At 44.2% G+C, this 20,303-nt stretch carries 25 protein-coding genes and 1 pseudogene; 18 read left to right on the forward strand and 8 right to left on the reverse strand.

All coding sequences use genetic code 11. The features are described 5' to 3' along the window. The first annotated feature begins 39 nt into the window (after window positions 1-39). The 10 genes from H6G17_RS03990 (at window position 40) to H6G17_RS04035 (ending at window position 8,962) form a co-directional block, all read left to right on the forward strand. Window positions 40-492 (forward strand): YlqD family protein, encoded by a 453-nt coding sequence (locus H6G17_RS03990; protein ID WP_192154376.1) that lies wholly within the window; start codon window positions 40-42, stop codon window positions 490-492. 191 nt (window positions 493-683) lie between these two features. Continuing rightward, window positions 684-2,009, forward strand: coding sequence for a dihydrolipoamide acetyltransferase family protein (locus tag H6G17_RS03995; RefSeq protein ID WP_192154378.1), 1,326 nt, complete (start codon window positions 684-686; stop codon window positions 2,007-2,009). A gap of 391 nt (window positions 2,010-2,400) precedes the next feature. Beyond that, on the forward strand, window positions 2,401-3,711 hold the full coding sequence (locus H6G17_RS04000) for a D-alanyl-D-alanine carboxypeptidase (protein WP_192154379.1): 1,311 nt from the start codon (window positions 2,401-2,403) through the stop codon (window positions 3,709-3,711). Window positions 3,712-3,909: 198 nt separating this feature from the next. After that, window positions 3,910-4,092, forward strand: a complete 183-nt coding sequence (locus H6G17_RS04005; protein ID WP_192154381.1) for a hypothetical protein — start codon at window positions 3,910-3,912, stop codon at window positions 4,090-4,092. Window positions 4,093-4,116: 24 nt separating this feature from the next. Beyond that, a complete protein-coding gene (locus H6G17_RS04010; protein ID WP_192154383.1) occupies window positions 4,117-6,471 on the forward strand; it encodes a response regulator in 2,355 nt (784 codons plus the stop codon). A gap of 71 nt (window positions 6,472-6,542) precedes the next feature. Next, a complete protein-coding gene (locus tag H6G17_RS04015) occupies window positions 6,543-6,920 on the forward strand; it encodes a response regulator (protein WP_192154385.1) in 378 nt (125 codons plus the stop codon). 333 nt (window positions 6,921-7,253) lie between these two features. Continuing rightward, window positions 7,254-7,508, forward strand: coding sequence for a hypothetical protein (locus H6G17_RS04020; protein ID WP_192154387.1), 255 nt, complete (start codon window positions 7,254-7,256; stop codon window positions 7,506-7,508). 38 nt (window positions 7,509-7,546) lie between these two features. Then, window positions 7,547-7,732 carry a hypothetical protein gene (locus tag H6G17_RS04025; RefSeq protein WP_192154389.1) on the forward strand — a complete coding sequence of 62 codons (186 nt, stop codon included), beginning with the start codon at window positions 7,547-7,549 and terminating at the stop codon, window positions 7,730-7,732. Window positions 7,733-8,323: 591 nt separating this feature from the next. Further along, window positions 8,324-8,671, forward strand: a complete 348-nt coding sequence (locus H6G17_RS04030) for a hypothetical protein (RefSeq protein ID WP_015154042.1) — start codon at window positions 8,324-8,326, stop codon at window positions 8,669-8,671. Window positions 8,672-8,800: 129 nt separating this feature from the next. Then, window positions 8,801-8,962 carry a hypothetical protein gene (locus H6G17_RS04035; protein ID WP_181245401.1) on the forward strand — a complete coding sequence of 54 codons (162 nt, stop codon included), beginning with the start codon at window positions 8,801-8,803 and terminating at the stop codon, window positions 8,960-8,962. A gap of 3 nt (window positions 8,963-8,965) precedes the next feature. Here H6G17_RS04035 and H6G17_RS04040 read toward each other — a convergent pair whose 3' ends face one another. Further along, window positions 8,966-9,553 carry an NYN domain-containing protein gene (locus tag H6G17_RS04040; RefSeq protein WP_347276408.1) on the reverse strand — a complete coding sequence of 196 codons (588 nt, stop codon included), beginning with the start codon at window positions 9,551-9,553 and terminating at the stop codon, window positions 8,966-8,968. Between the two features lie 557 nt (window positions 9,554-10,110). Further along, window positions 10,111-11,058: a hypothetical protein gene (locus H6G17_RS04045; protein ID WP_192154391.1), complete on the reverse strand. Its 948-nt coding sequence runs from the start codon at window positions 11,056-11,058 to the stop codon at window positions 10,111-10,113. 169 nt (window positions 11,059-11,227) lie between these two features. Between H6G17_RS04045 and H6G17_RS04050 the strand changes: the two genes are divergently transcribed. From H6G17_RS04050 to H6G17_RS04075, 7 genes and pseudogenes are all read left to right on the forward strand, one after another. Further along, entirely contained in the window at window positions 11,228-12,148 is a 921-nt protein-coding gene (locus H6G17_RS04050) for a metallophosphoesterase (RefSeq protein WP_192154393.1), read from the forward strand. Window positions 12,149-12,156: 8 nt separating this feature from the next. Then, window positions 12,157-12,897, forward strand: a complete 741-nt coding sequence (locus H6G17_RS32410) for an AAA family ATPase (protein ID WP_199316484.1) — start codon at window positions 12,157-12,159, stop codon at window positions 12,895-12,897. Window positions 12,898-12,899: 2 nt separating this feature from the next. After that, the gene (locus H6G17_RS32415) at window positions 12,900-13,400 is read left to right on the forward strand and encodes an AAA family ATPase (RefSeq protein ID WP_199316485.1); all 501 of its coding nucleotides are present in this window, start codon (window positions 12,900-12,902) and stop codon (window positions 13,398-13,400) included. 83 nt (window positions 13,401-13,483) lie between these two features. Continuing rightward, window positions 13,484-14,074 (forward strand): annotated as a pseudogene (locus H6G17_RS04060) (retron system putative HNH endonuclease); the annotation flags it as partial. Window positions 14,075-14,260: 186 nt separating this feature from the next. Further along, window positions 14,261-15,304, forward strand: a complete 1,044-nt coding sequence (locus H6G17_RS04065; protein WP_192154395.1) for an ABC transporter permease — start codon at window positions 14,261-14,263, stop codon at window positions 15,302-15,304. Between the two features lie 45 nt (window positions 15,305-15,349). Continuing rightward, window positions 15,350-15,643, forward strand: a complete 294-nt coding sequence (locus tag H6G17_RS04070) for a hypothetical protein (RefSeq protein ID WP_192154397.1) — start codon at window positions 15,350-15,352, stop codon at window positions 15,641-15,643. A 152-nt stretch (window positions 15,644-15,795) separates the two neighbouring features. After that, window positions 15,796-16,164, forward strand: coding sequence for a low temperature-induced protein (locus tag H6G17_RS04075; protein WP_192154399.1), 369 nt, complete (start codon window positions 15,796-15,798; stop codon window positions 16,162-16,164). A gap of 373 nt (window positions 16,165-16,537) precedes the next feature. Here H6G17_RS04075 and H6G17_RS34510 read toward each other — a convergent pair whose 3' ends face one another. The 6 genes from H6G17_RS34510 to H6G17_RS04095 form a co-directional block, all read right to left on the reverse strand. Further along, window positions 16,538-16,780, reverse strand: coding sequence for an IS1 family transposase (locus tag H6G17_RS34510; RefSeq protein ID WP_347276409.1), 243 nt, complete (start codon window positions 16,778-16,780; stop codon window positions 16,538-16,540). A 36-nt stretch (window positions 16,781-16,816) separates the two neighbouring features. After that, window positions 16,817-17,143, reverse strand: coding sequence for an IS1-like element transposase (locus tag H6G17_RS32425; RefSeq protein WP_199316487.1), 327 nt, complete (start codon window positions 17,141-17,143; stop codon window positions 16,817-16,819). Beyond that, a complete protein-coding gene (locus H6G17_RS34515) occupies window positions 17,136-17,240 on the reverse strand; it encodes an IS1 family transposase (RefSeq protein ID WP_347276410.1) in 105 nt (34 codons plus the stop codon). Before H6G17_RS34515 ends, H6G17_RS32425 begins: the two co-directional genes overlap by 8 nt. 57 nt (window positions 17,241-17,297) lie before the next feature. Then, a complete protein-coding gene (locus tag H6G17_RS04085; RefSeq protein WP_192154401.1) occupies window positions 17,298-17,489 on the reverse strand; it encodes an HlyD family efflux transporter periplasmic adaptor subunit in 192 nt (63 codons plus the stop codon). 173 nt (window positions 17,490-17,662) lie between these two features. After that, window positions 17,663-17,809 carry a hypothetical protein gene (locus tag H6G17_RS04090; protein WP_192154403.1) on the reverse strand — a complete coding sequence of 49 codons (147 nt, stop codon included), beginning with the start codon at window positions 17,807-17,809 and terminating at the stop codon, window positions 17,663-17,665. A gap of 155 nt (window positions 17,810-17,964) precedes the next feature. Beyond that, the gene (locus H6G17_RS04095; protein WP_192154405.1) at window positions 17,965-18,234 is read right to left on the reverse strand and encodes a hypothetical protein; all 270 of its coding nucleotides are present in this window, start codon (window positions 18,232-18,234) and stop codon (window positions 17,965-17,967) included. A 258-nt stretch (window positions 18,235-18,492) separates the two neighbouring features. On the opposite strand from H6G17_RS04095, the gene H6G17_RS04100 reads away from it, so the two are divergent. After that, complete coding sequence (locus tag H6G17_RS04100; RefSeq protein ID WP_192154407.1) at window positions 18,493-20,268, forward strand: TolC family protein; 1,776 nt, start codon at window positions 18,493-18,495, stop codon at window positions 20,266-20,268. Window positions 20,269-20,303: the final 35 nt, after the last annotated feature.

Raw genomic sequence — 20,303 nt, forward strand, 5'->3', positions numbered from 1 at the left:
GATTACCGCGAACTATGTAACAAATACCAATCATCAACTATGGATGCCGCAAACCCTCAACAGATGTTGTTAAAGCGCCCGATCAACGTCAAAGCAGTCGTGACTCCCCGTTGGAAAGATGAAGTCCAGCAGCAGCTACAATCGCAAATTAACGCCGTTGACCAGCAATTGCAACAACTAGAAAAACAAGGACAACGGGCGATCGCTGAGATCCAAAAACAAAGCATACAGCCTCCAGGTCCAGAAACTCGCCAGCAGATCGAAAGCATTCAACTGCAAGTCAACGAGAAGAAAAGCGAACTGTTGGAGCAAAAAAACCAGAGTTTGCAGAACCTTCAGCAAGTGCAACTGCTCGAAATGAATCAAGAAGTCAGCCAATTTCAATTAGAAGGGATCTTCAGCGTCCAGCCAGGGGACAACCTGATCGCCAAACTCCAAGTTGAAATTCTGTTGCGTGATGGAATTGTAGAAGAAATTCGCGGTGAAATTTAAGTATGGGTAATGGGTAATGGGTAATGGGTAATGGAAAATGTCGATCGTCAATGGTTAATAGTTGATGAAAGTTAACTACCAACCACCAACTACCAATTACCAACTACCAATTACCATCTCACTAAAGGTAAAATAACCTTCTAGTTTATTTCTAAAAACTAATCGATCGCGCTCTGTTGGGAAACCACTCCATGACTCTACACGAAGTTTTCATGCCCGCTCTCAGTTCTACAATGACCGAAGGCAAAATTGTCTCTTGGGTCAAATCGCCTGGTGACAAGGTAGAAAAAGGCGAAACAGTCCTAGTGGTTGAGTCCGATAAAGCAGACATGGATGTGGAATCCTTTTACGAAGGATACTTTGCTACCATCCTCGTCCCAGCTGGAGAAGCTGCCCCTGTAGGAGCCACAATCGCCTTAATTGCCGAAACAGAAGCAGAAATTGCGATCGCGCAACAACAAGCGCAGTCGGGTAGTCAGGCAACGTCAACACCTGCTACAACTTCCCCAGGACAAACGGCTGATGTAGGGAATACAACCCCTACCCCAACTCCAGTCAGCGCGGTTGCAACTGATTCTCAAGCTGAGTCTCAAAATGGTGCAAGTCGTAGTGATGGGCGGGTTATCGCTTCACCCCGCGCTCGCAAGTTAGCAAAGGATTTAAAAGTCGATCTGAATACTCTTAAAGGTAGCGGTCCTCACGGTCGGATTGTAGCGGAGGATGTGGAAGCTTTTGCAGGCAAGACTACAGCCCCATCGGTTCCAGCACAACCTCAAGTAACGACTCCCAGTGCAGCCCCAGCACCTCAACCAGCTGCTGCTCCTACCCCTGTAAGTACCGTTGCTGGCTCCGTGCAGCCCCTCACCACATTACAAAACGCTGTGGTACGGAATATGGTTGCTAGCCTGCAAGCACCTGATTTTCGGGTGGGTTATACCATCACTACCGATGCATTAGATAAGCTTTACAAGCAAATTAAGTCCAAGGGCGTAACAATGACAGCTTTATTAGCTAAAGCTGTAGCGGTGACACTACAAAAGCATCCCTTGGTGAATGCTAGTTACTCAGAACAAGGAATTGTCTATCACCCTAACATTAATATTGCTGTGGCTGTAGCAATGGATGACGGTGGCTTAATTACGCCAGTGCTGCAAAACGCCGACAAATTAGATATCTATTCACTTTCCCGCAATTGGAAGTCTTTAGTAGACCGTGCCAGAGCCAAGCAGTTACAACCAGAGGAATATAACAGCGGCACGTTTACGCTGTCAAATTTAGGGATGTTTGGCGTAGACCGTTTCGATGCTATTTTACCCCCAGGACAAGGAGCAATCTTGGCGATCGGTGCGTCGCGTCCCCAGGTTGTAGCTACATCTGATGGAATGTTGGGCGTGCGCCAGCAAATGCAGGTCAATATGACCAGCGACCACCGGATTATTTATGGCGCTCATGCAGCAGCGTTCTTGCAAGATTTGGCGAAGTTAATTGAAACGAACGCTCAGTCTTTAACAATGTAGTCATCTCGCACTCTTGCGACTGTAAGTCGCGGCTACACAAACTAAGTCTGCCTGCGCAGACTGATGTGATAGCAATTCTTGATTGCGTGCGTGACAGTAGTAGGGGCGAGCTGTGCGCCCCTACTTATTATGTGTTGTACCCAATTAAAAACCTCTATAAAATGGCAGATTTAACCCGCGCAGGCGGGTTTTGTCTGTGTAGCAGCGAATTCTATTCGCTTAAACTCTTAACATTATTTACCGATCGCTAACCACTCCAAAGTAGAGACAATCTGGCATTCATTATTCAAAATAGTGAAAGTGAACCAAGAAGTAGGGAACAAAATCAAGTCACAAGTCGCAATTAATTCCGAATTCCGAATTCTCTCTCCACGCACCACGCACCGCTCATATGTTAGATCTGATTAGCTCGGGGTTGGTTGGTTTTTGGCTAGGTGTGGCAGGGATACACCCTGAAGCATCAGCAGCATGGGAATTATTGGCGCTACAAACTGCTCCGGCACTAGTGCTTAACTCAGCACCGGATGGTGTGGCGGCGACAACCTTGCAGCAGTATTTACAAGGGCTGAAAACCAAAGGAATAACCAGCACAGAGCAGGGAATTTGGATACAGTCGGGACCTTTACTGCTGAGCGAAAATAACGGTCGAGTTCCCTTACCGGCTGCCTCGCTGACAAAAATAGCTACATCCCTAGCTGCGTTAAAAACTTGGGGCGCAAACCACCGCTTCCAAACGCTGATTAGTGCCGCAGGACCAATTCAAGCAGGAGTTCTAGAAGGAGATTTAATCGTTACAGGTGGGGGAGACCCGCTGTTTGTTTGGGAGGAAGCGATCGCCCTGGGGAACAGTCTGAATCGATTGGGAATTTCTCGCGTTACGGGCAATTTGGTAGTGACTGGTAATTTTGCCATGAACTATCAATCCGATCCCCTCAAGGCTGGAGAACTGCTCAAACAAGGACTGGATGCCTCTACCTGGAAAGCTGCTGCTAAAATGCAATACTCTACCTTACCCCCAGGTATACCAAAACCGCGTGTGGCGATCGCCGGAACCGTACAAGTTGCTGCGATCGCCAATCCCAAGCAAATCTTATTACTACGTCATCATTCTTTATCTTTGGCACAAATTCTGAAGGAAATGAATGTTTACAGTAATAACGAAATGGCGCAAATGTTAGGGCAAATGTTAGGTGGAGCGCCAAGCGTGCGCCAAATAGCGGCAACAACCACGGGAGTGCCAGACTCAGAAATTTTGTTGGGTAATACTTCTGGACTAGGAATGGAAAATCAGATTTCTCCCAGGGCAGCGTGTGCGATGTTTATGGCAGTGCAACGAGAATTACTTCCCTATAAACTGAGCGTTGCCGACTTGTTTCCCGTATCGGGACGCGATCGCCGAGGTACGCTCGAACTACGCCACGTCCCTGCGGGTGCTGTCGTCAAAACCGGAACCTTGAACGAAGTCAGTGCCTTAGCAGGAGTTTTACCCACCCGCGATCGCGGTTTGGTTTGGTTTGTCATCATCAATAGAGGATGGCAGCTTGAAAGTCTACGCGCAGGACAAGACAAATTCCTGCAAAATCTCCTCCATAAATGGCACGCCTCCCCCGTCATTCCTACCGCGATCGCTCCCCATGCGATCGGCGTTACCCCTACTCCCCTGGGTGCAGCGAGTCGAAATGAAATTTTGTACAAGGGATGACAGGTATCAGTTATCAGTTATCAGTGTAGAGACGTTACATGTAACGTCTGTACTTATCAGTTATCAACGACCAATGACAAATGACAAATGACAAATTTAACAATCAACTTTTGTAACTATTTCAGCTCAATCTTGTTTTAAATTTGCAAACAAACCTTAATTTTATGTAATTCTGCTTTAGGATCGGCTTGAGTGCAGGTGAGAAGTAAGAGAGCTGAGGGAGCAGAGGGAGCTGAGGAAGCGGAGGGAGTGAAGAGAGCAGAGGAGCAGGGGAGTAGAGGGGCAACTACCAACTACCAACTACCAATTTCCTACACCCCACACCCTACACCCTATTCATCACGCATCACGTACCACGCACCGCTGATAACTGATAACTGACAACTGATAACCGATCGCTAGACAATGCGCATTTTAGTTGTAGAGGATGACGAGTTTATCGCTAATGCCTTAGATTTGGTGCTATCCGAGCAAAATTATGCTGTAGAAATAGCAGCCGATGGCGAATCAGGGTGGGAACTAGTTCAAGCTTACGAATATGACCTGATCCTGTTAGATGTCATGCTGCCAAAGTTGGACGGAATTGAGCTTTGCCGTCGCGTGCGATCGCAGGGTTACAAAATGCCAATTTTGTTGCTGACCGGACGAGATAGCAGTCACGATAAGGCAATCGGCTTAGATGCTGGTGCAGATGATTATCTGGTCAAACCCTTTGACCAAGAAGAATTATTTGCCCGCGTGCGAGCTTTATTGCGACGTGGAAATACGAGTGTTTCGCCAGTATTAGAGTGGGGAGAGCTACGCCTCGACCCGAGTAGCTGTGAAGTGACTTATAGCGGGCGATCGCTACAATTGACTCCCAAAGAATACGCCTTGCTAGAACTGTTTTTACGGAACAATCGCCGGGTTTTCAGTTGCAGCGCCATCCTGGATCGTGTTTGGTCGTTTGATAAAACCCCAGGGGAAGAAGCCGTAAGGACGCAAATTAAAGGACTGCGGCAGAAATTAAAAGCAGTTGGCGCACCCGCAGATGCGATCGAAACTGTCTACGGGATCGGCTATCGCCTCAAGTCGCCATCGGTCAATAAACTCACACTACCATCATCTGAAGAGCCAAGCGAGCAGACGCGACAACAAACTCTTACAGCTTTAGCAGGAGTATGGGAGCGATTTCAGGGTAGGGTGAACGAGCAGGTAACGCTATTAGAACAAGCTACCACTCAAATCTTGCCAGCTCAACTGACGACAGAGCAACGTCACCATGCAGAACAAGCTGCTCACACTTTAGCAGGTTCTTTAGGAACTTTTGGTTTTGCCACAGGTTCGCAACTAGCACGGAAAATCGAACGTAGTTTGCGAGCCAAAAAGCCGATGAGTCAAACAGAAACAAAAAATTTGCGAGAACTCGTAGCGGCTTTACGCCGCTCGATAGAACTAACTCCTCCCGAACTGACAACACCTGTCACAGTTAAACAAGAGTTGCCGCAATTGTTAATCTTCAATAGCGATCGCCATTTAGCAGAGCCATTGATCGCAGAAGCGGGAGTGTGGGGCATTCAAGCAGAAATAGTCACTCACCTAGAATCAGCTAGGAAAGCGATCGCTTTATCGCCACCCCAAGTCGTATTACTCGATCTTGATGGCAATACAGCAGACAGCTTAGCACTCCTAGTCGAACTCAAACATCGCTATCCCTCCTTGCCCGTTCTCGTCCATAGCGATCGAGATAATTTGATGACGCGACTAGAAGTCGCCCGTTGTGGCGGACATGCCTTTTTACCCAAGCCCGTACCGCCAGCCCAAGTTTTACAGGCAGTCACCCAATTGCTACCAAAGGAAGCGACAGCAGCTAAGGTGATGGTAGTGGATGACGATCCTCAGATCCTTGCTACCCTACGCAGCCTGCTGGAACCCTGGGGCTTGAGGACGATTTGTATCGAAGATCCTCGCCGTTTTTGGGAAACTCTAGAAGCCTCAGCCCCAGATTTGCTCATTTTAGATATCAATATGCCCCATCTCAGCGGCTTGGAGCTGTGTCAGATCGTGCGCCAAGATTCGCACTGGTGCGGATTGCCAATTTTATTTCTGACTGCCTACAGCGATGCCAATACAGTAAATCAGGTATTTGCAGTTGGGGCGGATGATTTTGTCAGCAAGCCAATTGTCGGACCGGAACTCGTAAACCGAATCATGAATCGGCTCGACCGGATCGAACTTTTGCGCAACTTAGCAGAAATTGACCCGCTGACGGGAGTTGCTAATCGCCATAAATTTACTCAAGACTTGGAACGCTTGCTAAATCTAGCAAAGCGGCATCATCAACCCCTCTGTTTGGCAGTTTTAGATATCGATCGCTTTAAGCTAGTCAACGATACCTGCGGTCATGCAGTGGGCGATGCGGTGTTACGTCAGCTGGGACAGTGGTTACTGCATTCGTTGCGTCGAGAAGATATAGTAGCTCGTTGGGGTGGTGAAGAATTTATCTGCGGTTTGTACGGCATGACCAGCCAAGAAGGAGTACAGCGATTGACAGATATCTCGATCGGATGGCAGCAACAGCAGTCTACACACCCTCAATGCAACATACCCATCACCTTTAGCGCTGGAATTGCCCATTACCCGCAACACGGTGCAGATCTAGAAACTTTGTATCGTGTGGCAGATAAAGCCCTCTATCGTGCTAAGAACAACGGACGCGGGCGCGTGGTTGCAGCTGAGGAGACAGTGACCAATGACCAGTTATCAGTGGCTAGTGATTAGTGACTAGTGACTAGACTCAATTCTTGTCACTAGCCACTAGCCAACAGCCACCAGCCACTCACCAATGACCAATGACAGCCAAACGCATATTAGTAGTTGACAACGAACCATATATCCAAGAGGTTGCCCAAATTTGTTTGGAGATGGTAGCGGGTTGGCAAGTTAGCACGGCTAGTTCTGGTAGCGAGTGTTTACTCAAAGCCGCAGCCGAACAACCCGATGCTATCCTCCTTGATGTGATGATGCCTGAGATGGATGGATTAACAACTTATAAAGAGTTGCAGGCAAACCAAGCAACAAAACATATTCCCGTGATTTTCTTGACTGCCAAGGTACAACCAGCCGATCGCCGCCGCTACGCTCTGTTAGGTATGAAAGATGCGATCGCTAAACCCTTCGATCCGCTTCAGCTAGCCTCTCAAGTCGCTACTACTTTGGGCTGGAATTAAATCATTACCAATTCGCCACTACTCGTCGATAACTGACAACTGTACGGGCGGGTTTAGCAAGCTAGATTGACCACCAAAGCGATAAATTTTGGCTCAAAACCCGCCCGTACGATAACTGATAACTGTTTCCTCACAAGTTCCTCAAATTGTCAGCTTATTCTAACAATAGGAGCAGATCGGTTACCCTCAGACACGAGAAACCGAATTCTGCTTGCTCAGCACCAATCCTGTAAGAACAGATTTAACAAACTCATTCGCAATTTTTCACAATTTATAGATATTTCAGCAAGACCCAACAACTAACAACCAACAACTAATTTTGGAGACTTGCCCATGAGTACGCGAGAAGAAGCAAGAGAGGCAATGACGCAGCAGCGCCAGCAAAAAGAAAATTTGCAGCAGTCTATGTTGCAGCGTACAGAAGCAGAGTTAGCTGACTCTGGAGAGTCGGAAATCCAACAAACAGCCAGAGAGCGCATGACCGAACAAAGGCAACAAGAAGAACATCTCCAGCAGTCTATGTTAAGCCGTTCTGCTGCTGAGGTAGGTCTACCCACCCAAACAGACCCATCTGTTCAAACGCAATAGCTTGCTAGTGAATTTTAGTTGAATTAGGAGGAAAAAATATGTCGCTCAGTAGAATATCACGGCAAGTCGTACAGTTTGTATGGAATGCTTTAGCACAACTGGTAACTTATTTAGGAGCTGCGGTTAAGCGAATTTTTGCTCCGAACGACGACCAGTATCCAAATACAGGAGTTCAGCCTTTTGAAGGTGATATCAACGATAAAAAACACCGTTCTAAAGCATAGTAAATGCAGAGATATTAAAGGTTAGAAATTAGGGGTTAAGACGATAAAAATAATTCCTGTACAGACGAGTTTTGCAGGAAGATTATTATCACTAACCATCGAGACTTTACTAAACCCGCCCCTACGGTTTCTGACTGCTGTACGGGCGGGTTTTGCAGGAAGATTATTGCTGTAAACTGTCAATTTTTTGCTAAACCCGCCCCTACGATAACTGATGCGATCGCCTAACAAATTTAGGTTTTTGTATGCAAACTAACAGACATCCATGCGGTTTTCATTATATTGTGTCAATCTATCTTTAGATAGAGAATCTCTTGACCAATGGTCGAGATGCAACTAACTAACAGGCTTGATTACAAGAAGAACGGTTGAAGCAAAATAGTTGTGATTATTTGCCATCGCTTAGCCAGAGTGAATTGTGCTGCCACAATTATGAAAACTAGTTTACATCAGTTCATGTTTTTGTTAACAAACTTAACTAGAAATTGTGAAAAATTTTTATTTTCTCACAAGTTCCTCATATTTATCACTTAGATTAAAACTACGACGATTTAGGCAGATTTTAGAGATTGATAGATTGAGGTATAAAAAATGACTAAAGCAGTTGTGAACTTAACATTACCCATGGTTGTCGAACACATTGAAACTGCGTTAGAGGATTATCCTCATTACCCCTATCAAAAAGCTTTTGCAATTCCAGACTTACGCCAAAAATTGATCGCTTATATTTTAAGCAGAGTTGCTAACTCCTATACAGTTTTAGAAGAAGGAGAAAATTGCACTACTTTCGGAGATTGTAGTTCTTACCGAAAATTGCAGATCGAAAACTTAGCAAAGCAAGGAATTCAAGAGATATTACAGCAATATTGGGAATGGATCGTTCATCATATTCCCTCAGAAACAGAATCTGGATTAGCACCTTCCCACTGGTTTGGTTAGAGTGAGTTCTGAATTCTAAATTTTGAATTTGGAATTGTGACGATGTGCCTCCGAATAGATCTGCATAAATAGACTCAATCTTGCTTCTGTTATAAGTCAGTTTCCACACTTTCACCCCAATCATTAGCTATGTCTACACCAACTTGTCCTTGTTGTTCTCAAACATTACTACGCCACATTAGTGCTAAAGGCATTTATTGGTTTTGTCCGGCTTGCTATCAAGAAATGCCAACCTTAATTACAGAGGTTCTCGCAAGACGAAATCGAGAATTAGTGACACTCAAAGTCTAATCGTCATTTCAACCGAGTTGAACTTGACTCAGAAGGAAATATTTTTTGAATCTGCTCTTTAATTCCAGCTAAATCGATGTAGAGATCGGCAACATTGATCAGACTATCACTAGTCATAGACCGAAGACTGACGACCTCTACACGTACACCTTGATAAGAAACTGCATCAACTGCATAGGCAAGATCTCCATTTCCACTGACTAAAACGGCTGTATTATAACAGCTAGCTAGGGTCATCATATCAACGGCTATTTCTACATCTAACTTTGCTTTTTTAGAACCGTCAGGAAATTGAATTAAGTCTTTACTAACGACGCGATAACCATTACGACGCATCCAAAGTAAGAAACCTTGTTGTTTATCGTTGATCGGATCGACACCCGTGTAGAAGAAAGCACGTAAGAGAGGGGACTCTGCTGTTAACAGGCACAGCAGTTTAGTATAGTCTATTTCAATTCCTAGTTGTAAAGCAGCATAGAAGAGGCTAGAGCCATCGATAAAAATAGCGACTCGACCCCGACTGAAGGTATTTAATAGCTCACCGTTAGGGTGTGTGTTAGCCTCCTCGTAGGGGTCGATCTCTTTCTTCATCTGTCTGGTTAAGATTTTGCTGCGATCGAGAACTTCATCTTGTGTTATCTCTTGATAAAAAGTCATTGATACCTCAGAATTTTGGAGATTGAGTTTGACTAGAACGATAGCAAAGTGAAAATGTAATAACTGACTTATACTAAAACTACCTGTATCGAACCAGCTTACTAGTACAGGCATTGCTAATTTGGATTAAATTGTAACAAGCTAATCTGACTTGGTTAGCACGGTCATAATATATAAACACAAATGTAAGAGCGTAACTGTCTAGTAAAATTTACAGACTTTAAATCTAATCTGAAACTTTAACAATTAGCAGGCTCAATCCATTGTCATTTAATACTCTTAGTTATTAGGTATATCTAATTCAAAACGAATTGCTACATACGATACATAATCGAGCGCTACAAGCGAGACAAAATTAACAGTTAAGGATAAAAAGTTGAATATTCATATAAATAAAACAATTTCTTTATTTCTTTATTCATAAATTAAAATGGCTTAATCTTTCTTAAGAATAAAGGCTGAGTTTGTCTTCAAAGGGAGCAGATCGCCTTTTAGAGATTGCTACTTAAATCTTGTCGTCGGAAAATTATCATATCTTTGCCCACAACTGGACTACGAGCGATTATATTTCCTTTGGGATCGATCGCCTCCAAGCGACTGAAATCGAGTTCTCTGGATCTTTCTAGCATTTGAGCTGCTAATTTGTCTTGTTCGGAAGACTGGAGATCGTACCAGTCATCGCCAAGCGTGAGTACCAAATTGCTACCCCCAAAATTGGGTTGAATAGATTGTATTAATCCATCCGCAACGCGATCGCTAATTTCTTCAACTTGTTTTTGAATTGTGGCGACTAAAATCTCTTCTGGTGTTAGTTGTGCAACTAGGGTAGGCATTGACTTAGGAACTTTTACTGGCTGAGGTGCAGCGGGTGCAGTTAACTCACTAGGGATTGTTATTTTTGGTTCCACTTCCACTGCGGGAGAGGGTTCATTCGTAGGGGAAGGAGTGGAAGGAGGCGTTGTAGCGATTGGTATTTCCGGTTCAGAAGCAGGAGTTGTAGTAACTGCTGAGGGTTCCGGTGTTGTAGGAGAAGGAATTGCTGTAACTACTGGTAGTTCCGATCTGGGAGTAGGAGCAACTGCAACCTCTGTAGGTTTACCTGGAAATAGATTTGAGGTTGTCAGCACCAAAACTACTACAATTCCTGCCATAATTCCGGTCAAAGCAGAGTTAGACAGCTTACCTGAAAGATTTGCTGGTAGCACAGAGCGAATTTTTCCCAAAACAGAACTCCAGCCATCTTGTAAAGGTTCCCACCAACTTGCTTCAGTCGTGGTTGTGGGTTCTGCTTCTAGTTGAGCGATCGCTCCTTCTATAACTCCGATTGTGCCACGCAGCAGTTTAATTGTTTGTGTTTTTACCGCCGCTTGAAAGGAATTTGCTTTTGGCTTACGTTCAGGGGAAGGTGACTTTTGGGAATTAGACGGTTCCTGTGACATAAATTTCTTCCTCCCAGGCAGCGAAACGATCGAAGATAAGTTAAATTCTTAGCGGGTGCTGCACCTAGCTTATCAGGGAACAGGGAACAGTGTAGAGACGTTACATGTAACGTCTCTACACTGTTCCCATTACCAACTACCAATTACCCATTACCAATTACCATTCTTTATGAATCTCAAACGCCGTAAATTTCTATTCCTGAGTACATTGAGCTTTTTTGGTGTGGCGCTGTGGAACAAAATCCACGGACGTGAATCTCCGACACAGGAGAAATCGGCAATTGCTTCTGGTGCTGACGATCTAAAGCCTAAGCCATCTACAAAACCTTTGTTGCGATTTATCTCGGTAGCAGATACGGGAACGGGCGATCGCGGACAATATGCTGTAGCTGAGGCAATGGCTGCCTATCACCGTCAAAACAAGTTTAACTTAGCAATTTTGGCGGGAGATAATATTTACAACAACGGCGAGATCGAAAAAATTCAAGCTGTCTTCGAGCGTCCTTATCAACCTCTGCTCAAACAAGGGGTAAAATTTTACGCCTGTCTTGGCAATCACGATATTCGCACTGCTAACGGCGATCCGCAAGTTCAGTATCCCGGCTTCAATATGCAAGGACGATTCTATACTTTCCGCCGCGATTCAGTACAGTTTTTCGCTCTCGATACTAATAGTAATGCCGATTGGGATACTCAACTAGCTTGGTTAGAAAAAGAACTCAGTCGCAGCGATGCGCCTTGGAAAATTGTATTTGGACATCATCCGGTTTATTCTTCCGGTCATTACGGCAATAATCAAACTTTTATTAAACAATTTACGCCACTATTTCAAAAGTATGGCGTACAACTCTACATCAACGGACACGATCACAATTACGAGCGATCGCGTCCTATTAATGGTACGACATATATGATTACTGGTAGTGGTGCGGGAACTCGTCCGGTAAATCGTTCCGAGTGGACGGCGCTTTCTGCAAGCAAGTTGAGTTTTGCCACTTATGAAGTGTATGCCGACAGAATAGAAGTAAGTGCGATCGGTACAGATAATCGGGTTTTTGATAAAGGTAATATTAAATTGCGATCGGCTTAGGTGAAACTATGAGAGTTAAGCAACTGAAAATGCGATCGTTCCGTGGGATTGGCGATCTGACGTTAGATTTTGATGAAACCGAACCGACTGTTCTTATTGGAATTAATGGTGTAGGTAAATCAAGTATTCTTGATTGTCTTTCTCTCTTGCTTTCTCGTTTCATGGAATGGATGGGAGGAAAGTTTCCAAATGAAGAACTAAGAAGATTTAGTGAAATTGATATTTTTAATAATGATACGTTCACACGCCTAAATATCCTACTATCTGACAATTCTTATTGGGAAATTAGTCGAGTTCGTAACGGCGTATCCAAAGATTCGATGCACGAAGCTACCAGTGCTGCTGCTAATGCGTTTTGGCGACATTGGCAGAATGAGCCTGATTACAATATACCTCTTGCAGTGTATTATCCAGTGAATCGAGCAGTTCTTGATGTTAGCCTGGAGATTCCCACCAAAAATCAATTTAAACAAATAGATGCTTACGAACAGGCACTTACAGGAAGAAGAATTGATTTTACTAGTTTTTTTCAATGGTTTAGAAACAGAGAAGATCTAGAAAGCGAGTTACTACGAGATAACTATAACTTCACAGATTCACAGTTAGAAGCAGTGAGAAAAGCAATTATCTCTTTACAACCTAATTTTTCAAATCTAAGAGTAAGGCGATCGCCTCTCCGAATGACTGTCAATAAAACTGGTCAAGAACTTATAGTAAATCAGCTATCTGATGGGGAAAATGTTTGTTAGCAATGGTGGGAGATTTAGCTAGACGATTAGCGATCGCAAATCCATCCTTAGAAAATCCGCTAGAAGGTAGTGGCGTAGTTTTAATTGATGAAATTGAATTACATTTACACCCCAAATGGCAACGAGAAATTATTCCGGCTTTGACTAGAACATTTCCCAACTGTCAATTTATTGTGACTACCCACTCACCACAAGTAGTCAGCCATGTAAAACCAGAGGGTATCTATATTTTAGAAGCAATAGATACAGGTATTATTGCCAAACGTCCAACAAGTTCTTATGGAAGAGATAGCAATCGTATCTTAGAAGATTTAATGGGTGTCCCAGAACGTCCTCTAGAAATCAAAAATCGTCTGCGTGATTTATTCAGACTTATTGATGAAGGAAATATTGACGGTGCGAGAGAGTTACAAAAAGATTTAGTAGCAGAAATTGGTGCTGACGAGCCAGATTTTGCTAGCGCAGAGGTATTGATTCGGCGAAGGGAAATTTTGGGTAGGTGAAATATATTAGAAAGGGTGCGGAACCACAAAGTTTCTCCGCCTGAAAAGCGTTATCGAATCATGAATGGCAGCCAAATTGGGAGAATTTTAGTAAACCACAGAAAACAGATGTACATGAAGCTTTGCTACGAGAGCAAGGATACATATGTTGCTATTGTGGAATGCGGATAAATATCACCAGCAGCCATATCGAACATTTTAAACCGCGTAAATTATTCTCAGAATTTGCATTAAAATACTCTAATCTTCTTGCTTCCTATCCAGGGGAAGGTGAAGAAAGATCGACCGAACAATTACCCCAATTACCTCTGAGGTCGGAACACTGCGGACATCAAAAAAGTGAATGGTATAATCCAAATTTGACTGTCTCTCCATTACAAGAAAACTGTGCTGAATTCTTCAGATACACAGCTTTTGGGGAAATTCTCCCCACAGATGACTCGCTCATGCAGACGGCTGGACAAGAAACTATTGAAAGATTAGGACTAAATAATTCTAAGCTAGAGGCAACAAGACGCAGGCAACTTCAGAGAAGTTTACCACTGCTTGAAGGACTCACGGATGCAGAAATTCAAAAATTAGTTGAAGGTTACGAGCAACTCGATTCTAACGGACATTACACACCGTTTTGTGCTGCGATTATTTACATTCTCAAACAGTACTTTGTTACTTAACTTGAGTGTATCTACGCGCACCTTGTTGGTATGGTTCTATAATTTCTCATGTAGTATCTTTGTCCTGTAGCGATCGCACCTACATTTACCTATTCGTCTTCAAAAGAAAAGAATGGTTATCATCTCAGCAAACATTTTAGCCAAAAGGCTATTATCCTAGAAAGCTAAAGCGCGATCGCTCACATTATGGCTTCTAGTAAACTTTCATTAACATCTGGTCGGCAGTGGCTGACGGGGTTAGCCTCAAGCGAAATATTTATTTATCTTATCAAGCGACTAGCACAAGCCCTCTTGACATTATTACTAGCATCTGCACTGTCTTTCTTTATTATTCAGCTTGCTCCAGGAGATTATTTGGATACGCTACGGCAAAACCCCAAAATCTCCCCAGAACGAATCGAGCAATTGCGACAACAATTCGGATTAGACCGTCCCTGGGTCGAACAGTATTTCCGTTGGTTGTGGCGGATTGTGACTCAGGGTGATTTTGGTACGAGTTTCGTCTATCAGCGTTCCGTGTCTTCTTTGTTGTGGGAGCGGGTTGGAGCCACCTTACTACTGGCAATTTCATCTTTAATTGTCACCTGGGCGATCGCCATTCCTTTAGGAATTGTCGCCGCCGTGAAGCAAAATCAATGGAGCGATCGCGTTTTACAAGTTATCAGCTACACCGGACAGGGATTTCCCAGCTTCATCACTGCCTTGTTACTCCTGATCTTCGCTCAAAACGTCTCTCCCCTATTTCCCGTAGGAGACATGACGAGTATCAACCACGCCGACCTCACCCCTTTAGGTAAAATCCTCGATGTTGGCTGGCACATGATTTTACCCACCATAGCTTTAAGTATTACCAGCTTTGCAGGCTTGCAACGGATCGCCCGTGGCGAACTTCTCGACGTACTCCGTCAAGATTATATTCAAACTGCCCGCGCTAAGGGACTACCAGAAAACCGCGTGATCTACGTCCACGCTCTGCGTAACGCCATCAATCCCCTAATCACCATCTTAGGATTTGAACTGGCTGGGTTGTTAAGCGGTGCGTTTATTGCTGAATTCTTCTTCAACTGGCCTGGATTAGGGCGCTTAATTTTGCAAGCAGTCTTAGCTCAAGATTTGTATCTCGTCATGGCAAGCTTGGTCATGGGAGCCGTAATGTTAATTGTGGGCAACTTAATCGCCGACCTGCTACTCAAAATCGCCGATCCCCGGATCAAATTGGAAAACCCCTAATCAGTTATCAGTGACCAGCTACTTACGACTTACGACTTCTCATTCATGTTGTCCCAAATCTACTACATTGCGCGTTCTAAGTCTGATGGCAGCTATTTAGTTGCCCGGGTAAATCGCGATGTAGCTGAGAAAAACACAGGCTATTTGTTACTATTTAGCGAGCATTTTGAGGCATTGACTTATCTGAATACTCATGCTGCTGGTGTAGCCGACCAATTTGCAATTGAGTCGATTCCTGGTACTCAACTAGGAGCATTATTGAAGCGTTGGAATTTTATTGGTGTCGGAATCGTACGCGATCCATTATTACCAAAGATTGAATTTCTCGTCTGCGATTAGTATTAAATATATCTATCCTGATGTAGATGTAACTAAATCAAAGATTAGCGCTAAATAAAGAAGGTTGGTTCCGAATTTTGCTGAATTTCAGCGAAACGTAGCCATAAATTACAAGTTTGTTATTACAATTGTCGATCGCAGGAGAAACCAGTATGCGCTCTGTTCGATTCAATTTATCTGCGTTGCGCCCAGTTCGCATTTTATTTGCTATCTGTGTCAGCGCGTTGCTAGTATTCTCTCAAGCGCTTCCCGCTTTCAGCGCTCCTATCAATCCCAGTGGTAGCCCTACTGCTCCCCAGCAAGGTGAAGCCCAGCTAAGAGGCATTGAGAAAGAAGCTCAAGAAGCAGTCATCAAAGATCCTTACTCCCGTAAAGAAACGCAAACCAAAGCTCAAGAAGGTCTTAATGAAGTTCAAGGAGCTGCTGACTTAAACAAAATGAGTCGTCCAGAAAATGCTAAAGCAACTTCAGTTGAAGACAAGCTAAAGAATGCTTTGGAATCAGTGACTGGTAAAGACTAAAGCTTTTGATGCAGCTTAAGAATTGAAACATTAATATTGCTTGACGTGTGGGGATGATTCTGGCGGTGGTCATCCCTAATTGCTATCTTCTGCTCTCTGCCTTCCCATATTACAAACCAGCAAACTCTGCATCTGTAATCAGGCGGGGATTTTTTGTGTTGGGATAAATCCAACTGCTGTTACGAATGGCTGTTTTGTAGGCAGAATAAGTTTTGTAAGTCTTTGCCACTGAGACCAGGTTTGAGTTTGACCCCAGTTGTAGCCGTCAATTCCTATCCAATCTACATAATTGTGGAGATGTTATAGAGGTGTTGACAAAGATTAAATTGACAAGCCAAACTCGTAGCGGTTAATAAACAGCCCAATCACAATATCATGCATCAGAATCGTCTTGGAAAAACAAATACTTCGCGTCCGCCAAACGTTTAATTCGTGTTCGTAAGTTTAAGTGTTTATTCTCTATCTTTTGTATGTTCTGCTTACCCACTTTATGGTTTAATGCGTCTAAATGCCGTTCGTATGCTCCCCAGTCATCAGTGTAAAAGCGGCTAATTCCAAAGGGCATTAACAGTGCTTTCATCTGAAGAAAAACTTCATCTTTTCGTGTCCCAAACACATAAGCCAAAACTTTTCCACTTTGCCGTTCAATAGCTTACCATAGCCACCTTTGGTTCGCTTTGTTGCCAACAAAACTCCACATCTCGTCTAGCTCCGCTTCTAGTTCTGACGGCATTTTATCTGATTTAGCTAGACAAATATCAACGGCGATTGACTCACAATCCAGTTGCTTTAACGCTGCGAGATTCACTTGTTGCAGTTGCGGTTTTTTTAATTCTTTGATAACAGTGCTAGCACTAACATGCAAAACTCTTGCTGTATCTCGAATTCCACTACCATTAAGTGCCATGTCTACAATTTGCTCTTTTACCTTTTTGGATTGACCTGGGTAAGTATAATCGCGCATTGAATGTTCAACCATCACAGCAGGTTTCTCGACATTGATAGCGTTGCTTCCCTTGAGGAGTCTTCCCATTCTTAACTAGATCTATTCCCTGGTAGTAAGGACAATGCAGTATTTATGTAATCATGGCTACTTTTTGTACAGTTGATGCTGCTATCTTTTTAAGCAAAGGTTAGTACATCAATAATTCTACAACACCTCCATTTTTCGTACTATCTTCCGAGAAGAAAGCATCTACCCAGCGATTTTGACAATTCAAAACCCGCAGCACCGGAGTACTCGAAGCAAGATACTCTCCACCTTTGGCATCAACAGACCACACAGCGCCCGTAGTTGGGGCGGAAATTACTACAACTTTATTCAATCGGGTCTACTGGAGCAGTTTTGCTAGTTCTAGCTCGGTGATTCGCTCTTCTACGCGCATTTGGGCTGCTTGGCGTTGTAAGTCGGCAATTTCGGTATTAATTTCCCTTTGGCGAATCATCGGAATAGTTCAAAGTGCGGGAACCGTCAATTTGCAATCCGGCTTGAGCAGCTCTAAATCGCTGTTGTGCTTGAGCTAGAAGCGCCTGCGCTCCCAGCCTCTAACAACTCCTGGGCGCGCTCGGCATCAACTTTAGCAGTTTGAGTGGCAACAGTGACGCGATCGAGTTCGCTTTGGGCTGCTTCAGCAGGCTCCTCCACAGTAAAAGTATCGATTTCAGTTGCGGGACAAACAGCAACGAACCCGTACTATTACGGTGTGCATATAAGTTAATTCTGATTAGAGCGCTCGATGAGACGTGGTTTCGGCGTGTAGGGAGAAAAACCCACAATTCCCATCATTCCTCAATTAGAGGCTAACTATCGGCTTGGGGATTGCTAAATTCAGCGCGATCTCTAGATGAGGAATTTTTGACACAATCTTGTTCGTTAATTATGTAATCCAAAATACTTAATTGTAAAGAGAAAGAAAAATTCTTAAGTATTTCTTTGAGATTGGTAGTTGGTAATGGGTAATGGGTAATGGGTAATTGGTGGTTGTTGCACCTGAAGCTCACCTGCTCCCCTGCTCCCCTGCTCCCTACTCTCTGCTGCCTAATAACTGTCAACTGAATTTGTGGTTTCATGTCACAATATCTGTTGATGCGTGCTAAGCCTTTTGGTATATGCCGAACTATATAGTAGAATGCTACTCGTTCGATCGATATTGGGCTTGCCAGTGGTTATATGACTACGACACTCGTTCGCGGATCTGAGTACAGGCGATCGCGCCCCAAATAGTAGCTTAATATTTACGATCTGATTTTTTATTTATGATTTTTACGGAGCGACCGATTGAGTCATTGTCGCTTTCGGTGTCTGAAATTTTCGTGTGAGGAAGTGCGGTGAAACAACAGCATTTATTTCTAGTGCGTAACTTCTGTTCGAGTCTAGCTGTAGCACTCTTAGCAACCGAGCTAATTAAGATTGAACCAGCACCAGCGATCGCGAGCGAAACTCCATCTGTTGATAGTGCGATCGCGATGAAATCTGAACCTAGTAAAACTCAGTCAATTAAAGCTACCAAACAAGCTTACCTGCAAGCAAAAAGCTCGTTTCGTCACTCCCAAGCCTCGGTTCTCTTATCAAAACAGGAAATCGGGAGTCGGGAGTCGGTAGGAGCGGGTTTGGACACCCGCCCGTACGAGAGTCGGGATAGGAGCAGCAACCGTCAACCGTCAATAACCAATTACCAATTACCAACCACAGTCAGCCAACAACCAACAACCAAACCTAAACCAGCCCAGCCGCCTGCTAATTCTCAGTTAAACGATCGCAAGGCTCAAATACCTAGTTATCTCAATCCCGATGCCAATCCATTGCGATTTCCCACAAAACCAGAAGAAGTACAGGTTGTAGGCGCTCAACCAATTACTTTCCAGCAGGCGTTAGACCTAGCACAGCGCAATAGCACGCAGCTGCAAGAAGCAAGGCTGAACGTACAGCGGAGTCAAGCACAGCTGCGACAGGCTTTAGCAGCAGAATATCCACGCTTGGATCTGGGTGCGGGTGTCACTAATTCAGGGAACAATCTTTTCAGCGAAGAACCGGAACAAAATGAATTCGAGCAAATCTTTGGTGGAGGTCAAACCGATAACAACGATACTAGTGTGAGCGGCAATCTATCGCTCAGCTACGATTTATTCACTTCTGGTTTACGTCCTGCTAACATTCGCGCTGCTGAAGAACAGTTGCGTTTTAATCGGTTAGATTTAGAACGGACGCAAGAAGAACTGCGCCTCAACGTTGCTAATGATTATTACGAATTGCAACGAGCTGACGAACAAGTACGGATTCAGCGATCTTCTGTCAACAATGCTCAGGCAAGTTTACGCGATGCCCAAGCCTTAGAACAAGCTGGGGTAGGAACTCGCTTTGCCGTCCTCCAAGCTCAAGTACAGTTGGCGCAGGCTACCCAAAGATTAACCGATGCCCTAAGCCAGCAACGAATTGCCCGCCGTCAAATTGCAACGCGAATTAATTTAAACGACTCCATCGTGGTTACGGCTGCCGATCCGGTAGCAGTTGCTGGACAGTGGAACTTCTCTCTAGAAAACAGTATCGTACTGGCTTTTAGAAATCGTGCCGAACTAGAACAACAATTAGCACAGCGTAATATTAGCGAACAACAACGGCGTGCTGCTTTAGCTGAACTAGGACCGCGAATTAGTCTTGCTGCCCGCTACGGTCTCGAAGATACATTTGACGATGAAACGAATTTTGCAGATAGCTATTCTTTGCAGGGAAACTTAAACTTAAGTTTGTTTGATGGTGGAGCGGCAAGAGCAAGAGCTAGGCAGGAAGAGGCAGATATTGCGATCGCTGAAACCAATTTTGCCGGACAGCGTAACCAAATTCGCTTTGAAGTAGAACAAGCTTTCTCTCAGTTGCAGTCTAACTTAGAAAACATTCAAACGACTTCTGTTGCCTTAGAACAATCTCGGGAAGCGCTGCGATTGGCACGCCTCAGATTTCAAGCAGGTGTAGGGACGCAAACAGAAGTGATTGATGCTGAGGATGACTTAACTCAAGCAGAAGGCGATAGAGTCAATGCGATTCTAAACTACAACCGCGCCTTAGCTCAAATTCAACGCTCAATTAGCTCTGGTCAGCAACGCTGAACTAGGGGCGAGGAGTGAGGAGTGAGGGAAAGAGA

The sequence above is a fragment of the Chroococcidiopsis sp. [FACHB-1243] genome (assembly GCF_014696895.1).
Lineage (GTDB): Bacteria > Cyanobacteriota > Cyanobacteriia > Cyanobacteriales > Chroococcidiopsidaceae > Chroococcidiopsis.

Excerpts from the sequence above, each read along its gene's own strand:
- H6G17_RS03990 (WP_192154376.1), top strand. The coding sequence starts at position 40 with ATGGATGCCGCAAACCCTCAACAGATGTTGTTAAAGCGCCCGATCAAC.
- H6G17_RS03995 (WP_192154378.1), top strand. The coding sequence starts at position 684 with ATGACTCTACACGAAGTTTTCATGCCCGCTCTCAGTTCTACAATGACC.
- H6G17_RS04000 (WP_192154379.1), top strand. The coding sequence starts at position 2,401 with ATGTTAGATCTGATTAGCTCGGGGTTGGTTGGTTTTTGGCTAGGTGTG.
- H6G17_RS04010 (WP_192154383.1), top strand. The coding sequence starts at position 4,117 with ATGCGCATTTTAGTTGTAGAGGATGACGAGTTTATCGCTAATGCCTTA.
- H6G17_RS04015 (WP_192154385.1), top strand. The coding sequence starts at position 6,543 with ATGACAGCCAAACGCATATTAGTAGTTGACAACGAACCATATATCCAA.
- H6G17_RS04020 (WP_192154387.1), top strand. The coding sequence starts at position 7,254 with ATGAGTACGCGAGAAGAAGCAAGAGAGGCAATGACGCAGCAGCGCCAG.
- H6G17_RS04025 (WP_192154389.1), top strand. The coding sequence starts at position 7,547 with ATGTCGCTCAGTAGAATATCACGGCAAGTCGTACAGTTTGTATGGAAT.
- H6G17_RS04030 (WP_015154042.1), top strand. The coding sequence starts at position 8,324 with ATGACTAAAGCAGTTGTGAACTTAACATTACCCATGGTTGTCGAACAC.
- H6G17_RS04035 (WP_181245401.1), top strand. The coding sequence starts at position 8,801 with ATGTCTACACCAACTTGTCCTTGTTGTTCTCAAACATTACTACGCCAC.
- H6G17_RS04040 (WP_347276408.1), bottom strand. The coding sequence starts at position 9,553 with ATGAAGAAAGAGATCGACCCCTACGAGGAGGCTAACACACACCCTAAC.
- H6G17_RS04045 (WP_192154391.1), bottom strand. The coding sequence starts at position 11,058 with ATGTCACAGGAACCGTCTAATTCCCAAAAGTCACCTTCCCCTGAACGT.
- H6G17_RS04050 (WP_192154393.1), top strand. The coding sequence starts at position 11,228 with ATGAATCTCAAACGCCGTAAATTTCTATTCCTGAGTACATTGAGCTTT.
- H6G17_RS32410 (WP_199316484.1), top strand. The coding sequence starts at position 12,157 with ATGAGAGTTAAGCAACTGAAAATGCGATCGTTCCGTGGGATTGGCGAT.
- H6G17_RS32415 (WP_199316485.1), top strand. The coding sequence starts at position 12,900 with ATGGTGGGAGATTTAGCTAGACGATTAGCGATCGCAAATCCATCCTTA.
- H6G17_RS04065 (WP_192154395.1), top strand. The coding sequence starts at position 14,261 with ATGGCTTCTAGTAAACTTTCATTAACATCTGGTCGGCAGTGGCTGACG.
- H6G17_RS04070 (WP_192154397.1), top strand. The coding sequence starts at position 15,350 with ATGTTGTCCCAAATCTACTACATTGCGCGTTCTAAGTCTGATGGCAGC.
- H6G17_RS04075 (WP_192154399.1), top strand. The coding sequence starts at position 15,796 with ATGCGCTCTGTTCGATTCAATTTATCTGCGTTGCGCCCAGTTCGCATT.
- H6G17_RS32425 (WP_199316487.1), bottom strand. The coding sequence starts at position 17,143 with ATGGTTGAACATTCAATGCGCGATTATACTTACCCAGGTCAATCCAAA.
- H6G17_RS04095 (WP_192154405.1), bottom strand. The coding sequence starts at position 18,234 with ATGAAACCACAAATTCAGTTGACAGTTATTAGGCAGCAGAGAGTAGGG.